We start from the raw sequence: 490 nt of genomic DNA on the forward strand, positions 1-490 counted from the left end.
CATCGCCAGGCTTTAAATTTTTAGAGTCGTTTTTAAACGGTTCTTGAATTGCTGATATAGCTCAGCCCGGTAGAGCGCACCCTTGGTAAGGGTGAGGTCCCCAGTTCGAGTCTGGGTATCAGCACCATATTTAGTTGATTTGATTATTCAAGTTAACAACAGAATTTGTTTGACGACCATAGCATTGTGGACCCACCTGATTCCATGCCGAACTCAGAAGTGAAACACAATAGCGCCGATGGTAGTGTGGGGCTTCCCCATGTGAGAGTAGGACATCGCCAGGCTCCAAATTGCTTTATGCTGAATAGACACTGCGGAGTGGTAGTTCAGTTGGTTAGAATACCGGCCTGTCACGCCGGGGGTCGCGGGTTCGAGTCCCGTCCACTCCGCCACTTATTAGAAAGCCTAGTCTTATGACTAGGCTTTCGTCGTTTCTGGCTATCGATAATACCAATCCGGAAAATTAACTGATACCAATCCGGAAAACTAA

2 tRNA genes and 1 rRNA gene are annotated in these 490 nt (G+C 47.1%); all 3 read left to right on the plus strand.

The features are described from left to right. The first annotated feature begins 50 nt into the window (after window positions 1-50). The 3 genes from AB4482_RS22405 to AB4482_RS22415 all read left to right on the plus strand — a co-directional run bounded on the left by AB4482_RS22405 (window position 51) and on the right by AB4482_RS22415 (window position 392). Window positions 51-127, plus strand: a tRNA-Thr gene (locus tag AB4482_RS22405). A 41-nt stretch (window positions 128-168) separates the two neighbouring features. Further along, window positions 169-284: ribosomal RNA gene (gene rrf / locus AB4482_RS22410) — 5S ribosomal RNA — on the plus strand. Window positions 285-315: 31 nt separating this feature from the next. Further along, a tRNA-Asp gene (locus AB4482_RS22415) sits at window positions 316-392 on the plus strand. Window positions 393-490: the final 98 nt, after the last annotated feature.

The sequence above is a fragment of the Vibrio sp. 10N.222.55.C7 genome, assembly GCF_041473335.1.
GTDB lineage: Bacteria > Pseudomonadota > Gammaproteobacteria > Enterobacterales > Vibrionaceae > Vibrio > Vibrio crassostreae_C.